5 protein-coding genes are annotated in these 5793 nt (G+C 47.7%); 4 read left to right on the top strand and 1 reads right to left on the bottom strand.

Translation table 11 applies throughout. The annotated features are described in order from the left end of the window. A partial coding sequence (locus AACZ11_RS12775; protein WP_339832711.1) for an ATP-binding cassette domain-containing protein occupies positions 1-324 on the bottom strand: 324 nt, incomplete at its 3' end. 106 nt (positions 325-430) lie between these two features. Between AACZ11_RS12775 and AACZ11_RS12770 the strand changes: the two genes are divergently transcribed. Genes AACZ11_RS12770 through AACZ11_RS12755 form a run of 4 tightly spaced genes read left to right on the top strand, consistent with a single transcriptional unit; the run spans position 431 to position 5645 of the window. Next, complete coding sequence (locus AACZ11_RS12770) at positions 431-1222, top strand: polysaccharide biosynthesis/export family protein (protein WP_290626800.1); 792 nt, start codon at positions 431-433, stop codon at positions 1220-1222. Then, complete coding sequence (locus AACZ11_RS12765; protein ID WP_290626802.1) at positions 1223-3694, top strand: tyrosine-protein kinase; 2472 nt, start codon at positions 1223-1225, stop codon at positions 3692-3694. It begins immediately after the preceding gene. After that, positions 3576-4325 carry a sugar transferase gene (locus tag AACZ11_RS12760; protein ID WP_339832707.1) on the top strand — a complete coding sequence of 250 codons (750 nt, stop codon included), beginning with the start codon at positions 3576-3578 and terminating at the stop codon, positions 4323-4325. Before AACZ11_RS12765 ends, AACZ11_RS12760 begins: the two co-directional genes overlap by 119 nt. Before the next feature lie 33 nt (positions 4326-4358). Further along, complete coding sequence (locus AACZ11_RS12755; protein ID WP_290626806.1) at positions 4359-5645, top strand: nucleotide sugar dehydrogenase; 1287 nt, start codon at positions 4359-4361, stop codon at positions 5643-5645. Positions 5646-5793: the final 148 nt, after the last annotated feature.

The raw sequence follows: 5793 nt of genomic DNA, 5'->3' as shown, positions 1-5793 counted from the left end.
AGGGTTCTCCAGTGCTTTTTCGTAATTGGAAATGATCTTCAGTATGGGGTTGTCTGATGCAAAGATCGTTTCTTCCACGGTAAGCTGTCCGTCGAGATCGGGTTCCTGCGAGAGGAAGGAGACCTTCAAATTCTTCCGGTAGATCACCGAACCCGTATCCGGTGCATCGGCACCCGACAAGATATTGAGAAGGGAGGTCTTTCCGGTGCCATTCTTGGCTACAAAACCGATCTTTTGTCCGGCATTGATTCCAAAGGAAAGATCTTCGAAGAGTACACGCTCTCCATACGATTTGGCAATATTTTCTACTGAAAGGTAGTTCACAGGGATACTTTTTTGCAAAATAAAGTGTTTTTAATCACTTCCCGTAAAATATGTTTTATTATTAAGTTGGTTGCGTTATATTTGTTCACTTACAACCCTGCCTTCTATGAGATCTACCTTCGTGTTATTGCTGTTGCTTGCTGTGGTATGTCTTTCTTCCTGTATCTCGACCAAACAACTCACGTACTTGCAGGAGGATGCGCAAGTGGATAGCCTTATTACCATTCAAAAGAAACAAGAACCGTATCGGCTACAGGTCAATGATCTGCTGAGCATACGGGTAAAGGCATTGGATCCTGAACTGGTGGATATCTTTAACCCGGTGGGCGAGACCAACCCCAATGCCACAGGGGAACAGCGCTTATACTACGATGGTTTTGTGGTAGATCCCCACGGGAATATTCGCGTACCCATTCTAGGCGAGATCAACGTGCTGGGCCATACCGTGGATGAGGTTCGAAAGGATATTGAAGCACGCTTGCTGCGGGATTACTTCAAGGCAGAGGCTAATGTATTCGTAACGGTCAAATTATCGGGGATACGGTATACCATTGCCGGTGAGATCAATGGTTCCGGCTCGAACATTATTTACAGGGATGAGGTGACCATTATGGAGGCCATTGCCAACAGTGGGGGTGTCCCCATCACGGGCGACCTGACCGATGTGATCGTGATACGACAGTACCCGGCAGGACAGAAGGTGCACCACATTGATCTTACCAATATCAATGCCATGCATTCACCCTATTATCAGGTGAAACCAAACGACCTTATCCTTATCAATCCACTACCGGAAAAAGCATTGGGCACTGGCACCACGGGACTACAATCCTTTACCACTATTTTAAGTGTAGTCACCGCACTTACCACGGTGATCCTCTTATTCATTAGATTATAGATGAGCGAAGAATTCGAAATACAGGAAGTAAGTACTACCTTCGACTTTAAAGGATTCCTGGTCAAGCTGCTAAGCTATTGGCCCTTATTTCTTATCTCTCTGGCCATCTGCTTTGGTATTGCATACTACATCAACGTTCGGAAACTACCGGTGTACCAAATGAGCAACATGATCTCCATCAAGGACGATCAAAACCCTTTCTTTACCACCAACACCAGTCTCACCTTTAACTGGGGTGGTACGACCGACAAGGTCAATACGGCGGTGATTACCCTAAAGTCCCGATCACACAATGAAAAGGTGGTGGAACGGCTTCGGTATTACCTTACGTATTTGAAGGACGGGGAATATCAACAGGTGGATGCGTACGGTCAAACGCCGTTTGTCGTCGAGGTGGATACCACCAAACCTCAGTTGGTAGGACGTCAACTTACAGTCGTATTCCAAGATTCGGTAACGTATACCATCAGTCGGAAATTTGAGGCGGGGTCCAAACAGCTTCAGAATTACAGCACCAAAGAGTTTTCTTCTATCTATATGGAAACTCAGGATTTTTCGAAAACCTATACCTTGGGCGAGAAGATCGCCTTGCCTTTTTTAAGTATCACGCTCTTTCCCAACCCGGACATGCCGGTGGTGCCGGGACGACCGTATTATTTGCGCTTTTCGAATTTCGACGGGACAGTAAAACAATACCTTGGTATTAGCGTGCAGCCCGAATCCCAGAATTCTTCTGTACTTAACTTAAGACTCACCGGTCTCAATAAGGCGAAACTGGTGGATTATCTGAATACGTCGGTAGAAGTGCTAAGCGAAGATATGCTGGAGCGAAAGAACCTCTTTGCTACCAAGACCATCAAGTTCATAGACAGCAGCCTTGCGATAAAAGGGGAAGAGCTTAGCGATGTGGAAGACGAGCTTAACCGATACAAAGACAAGAACGCCATCTTCGATTTGAGTGTGGAAGGGCAGGAGATCAATAATAAGTTGAATGCATTGGATCTGCGGAAGGAAGCCATCGAGAAGGAGTTGAGTTATTATGAAACGCTGGAAGACTACCTTCAAAACCGCACAGATTACAGCAATGTCCCGGCACCTTCGGTAGCAGGTATTTCCGAAAGCAGCATTGTGGCCGGTGTAGGCCGTATCGTAGCCCTGGCCGAAGACCGAAACAAGCTGCAATACTCGTACAAGGAAGGGGCGCCTATCTTTGCCGATATCGATCGGCAGATCAATGCGGTAAAATCGGTGTTGCTGGAAAATATTTCGTCTACAAAAGGTCTTAAAAGGAGTGAATTGCAATCCATCAATCAGCAGATCGGACAATACGAATACGAGATACGGAAGCTTCCGAAGGAACAGCAGGAACTCTTAAAGATCGAACGACGCTACAATCTAAGTCAGGGTTCATACAACCTTTTCTTAGCCAAGCGCAGCGAAGCCGGCTTGGTGAAAGCGGCCAACGTTAGTGATGTACTGGTGATCGATCGTGCGAAGGATACGGGAGGTGGCAAAGTAGGGCCCAATACCCAACTGAATTATATGTTGGCACTCTTCTTCGGTTTCTTGGTGCCGTTCGTGTTCGTCTTCCTTAGGGTCTTCTTCGATACCAAGATACATTCGGTAAAGGATATTGAGCGACTTTCCAAGATCCCCATCCTGGGTGTGATAGGTAAAAGCAGACTGGACAACAATCTGGCGGTGATCGAGAAGCCTAAGTCGGCGATCTCTGAATCGTTCCGGGCCTTGCGTTCCAGCTTGCAGTTTATTTATAAAAAACAAGGAATCCAAGGATCCAAGACCGTACTCGTAACCTCTTCGGTGAGTGGGGAAGGAAAGACCTTTTGTTCCATCAATATCGCGTCGGTGTTTGCGTTAAGTGAACGGAAGACCATTTTGGTAGGGTTAGACCTTCGGAAACCGAAGATCTTTGGCGATTTCAATATTGACAACAGCCGTGGTGTCGTGAATTATCTTATTGACGATAGTGATCTGGAAAGTATCATTCAAAAGACGCAGGTGCCACATCTGGATGTGATCACTTCCGGTCCCATTCCGCCAAACCCTTCCGAATTATTAATGAGCGACCGAATGGTGGAACTTATAGAGACCCTAAAGGAAACCTACGACTATATCATTCTGGATTCCCCGCCCCTGGGGCTGGTGTCCGACTCCTTAGCGCTGTCTAAGTTTGCCGATGCGACCCTCTATATGGTGCGTCAGAACTATACCAAGAAAGGCATGTTCGCCATGATCAATGAGAAATACAAACGGGGAGAGATCACCAACATCAGTTTTGTGATGAACTTCTTTGAAGACAAGGCTAAGTACGGCTATGGTTATGGGTACGGCTATGGCTACGGCTACGGTTATGGCTACGGCTATGGTGGTTACGGCAACGGATATCACGAAGACGATCGCAATCCTACCCTGCGACAACGCATACAGCAGTTCTTTAAACGCAAGCCGTAGGCCTGCATCACATTCTTACGAATGCATCATGACCTTACAGCCACTTACAAGAAGACAGATGCTTATAAAACGCACGTTCGATCTATCTATTTCCATTCTGTTACTGCCATTTGCGATAATTCCTTTAATTTTGCTGCTTGTTATGGCACGTATCAGTACCGGAGCGCCCGGGTTGTTCGTGCAGCAGCGGGTAGGGAAGGACGGAGTGCTGTTCCCGGTGTACAAGATACGTTCGTTAAAAGGCAGTTATCATATGGATATTCATGCCATACAGCAAAGTGAAACCTCGTTCGGGCGATGGCTTCGGAAGAGTAAGTTGGATGAAATCCCACAACTCTTCAATGTGCTGAAAGGCGATATGAGCCTGGTAGGGCCCCGACCCGATGTGGAAGGGTATGCCGACAGACTCACTGGGGAGGACCGCATCATCCTTACAGTACGTCCCGGGATCACAGGTCCTGCGACCCTAAAGTACAAGGACGAAGACCGCTTGCTGGCACAACAGCAGGATCCAATGGACTATAACGACCGTGTGATCTGGCCGGATAAGGTGGCCATAAATAAACAGTATATTCAAGATTGGAGCCTTAAAAGCGATGTGTATTACCTTTGGGCCTCTGTCTTTGCATAACCGAGATAAATCTCCGTTGCGGCGGAACGAACTATGAAAGAACAACCTACTATTGCGATCATCGGACTAGGATATGTGGGCTTACCCCTGGCGGTAGCGTTTGCTGAAAAGTATCGCGTGATCGGTTTCGATATCAACGAGAAACGCATCGCCGAACTTCAATTGGGCGTGGATCATACGCTTGAGGTGGAGACACCCCAATTACAGCAGGTGCTGCAAGGTACTTCCTCGACCGGACTGTCCATAAGTCATCAGGCGGAAGCTATGGCCGAAGCCGATATCTATATCGTGACCGTACCTACTCCCACCAACAAATACAATCAGCCGGTACTCACACCCCTTATCAAGGCCAGTGAGACGGTTGGAAAGGTCCTTTCTGAAGGGGATATCGTTATCTACGAATCCACCGTCTATCCGGGCGTCACCGAAGAGACCTGTGTACCAATCTTGGAGGAGGTGTCGGGGCTTCGCTTCAACGAACATTTCTATGCAGGCTACTCGCCCGAACGTATCAATCCGGGAGATAAAGAACATACCGTCACCAAGATCCTGAAAGTGACCTCCGGTTCTACGCCCGAGGTTGCAAAGTATATCGATACCCTGTACGGTTCGGTGATCACTGCAGGTACCCATCTCGCTCCCTCTATAAAGGTTGCGGAAGCCGCCAAGGTGATCGAGAATTCACAACGGGACATCAACATTGCTTTTGTGAACGAGCTTTCCAAGATCTTCCGCTTGCTGGATATCGACACCCAGGCCGTACTGGAGGCCGCAGGGACCAAATGGAACTTTTTAAAGTTCTCTCCGGGCTTGGTAGGCGGACACTGTATTGGGGTCGATCCCTATTACCTTGCGCAAAAGGCGGAAGAAGAAGGCTATAACCCGGAGATCATTCTGGCAGGACGCCGTATGAACGACGGTATGGGCGCCTATGTGGCTCACGAGGTGGTGAAATTAATGATCCGTAAGGATGTAAAAGTGAAGAACGGGAAGGTATTGATACTGGGCATTACCTTTAAGGAGAATTGTCCCGATATTCGGAACAGCAAGGTGATCGACGTGATCACTGAACTGGAAAAATACAATCTCAACATCGATGTCTATGACCCTTGGGCCAATGCTGAAGAGGTCGCACACGAATTTGGGATCTCCTTGCATACCGATGCATCACAATTGGATACCGGCTATGATGCCATCATCCTTACCGTAGCGCACGAGAAGTTCCGGGGACTCTCCTTGTCAGATTATAAAGCAGACAATGCCGTGGTGTTTGATGTAAAGAGCTTTTTGCCCAGAGAGACCATCGACGGACGGTTGTAGGTTGCATGGTGAATAGTTAGTAGTGAGTAGTGAGTAGTTGTACGTTGTACGTCCCTAATATAGGTTCACCATCTGTCATTCCGAACGCAGTGAGGAATCTCTATGATTTGAGAGCGCTTCGACAGGCTCAGCGTGACAGCATGGGGTT

The organism is uncultured Altibacter sp., from assembly GCF_963972995.1.
Lineage (GTDB): Bacteria > Bacteroidota > Bacteroidia > Flavobacteriales > Flavobacteriaceae > Altibacter.
Note: the sequence above shows the minus strand (reverse complement) of the source record. Positions and strands in the feature narration are given on the sequence as shown.